1 protein-coding gene is annotated in these 233 nt (G+C 58.4%); it reads right to left on the bottom strand.

The features are described 5' to 3' along the window. Positions 1 to 233, bottom strand: a 233-nt coding sequence (locus tag ACTHS4_RS12685) for a helix-hairpin-helix domain-containing protein (protein ID WP_440366065.1), incomplete at both ends; no start/stop codon positions are given.

Raw genomic sequence — 233 nt, 5'->3', positions numbered from 1 at the left:
CGTTGTAGCCGAGTGCAAGCAGGGTGTTGATGATGTCTTGGCTTTCGTCGGCAACGGCAGCAGGGGCAAATAGGCCGTCTGAAACGGTATGGGACACGAGTTTGCCACGCAGTTCCAATACCATGCGCTCGGCGGTTTTCTTGCCGATGCCGGGGGCGGAAGAGAGGCGTTTGACGTCTTCTTCGGCAATGGCTTGCGCCAGCTCCTCGGCATTCATGGCCGACAAAATGCCC

Origin of the sequence: Neisseria sp. P0014.S009, assembly GCF_051958155.1 — a bacterium.
Lineage (GTDB): Bacteria > Pseudomonadota > Gammaproteobacteria > Burkholderiales > Neisseriaceae > Neisseria > Neisseria flavescens_C.
The sequence above is the reverse complement of the archived record's forward strand: the minus strand, read 5'-3'. Positions and strand labels throughout refer to the sequence as shown.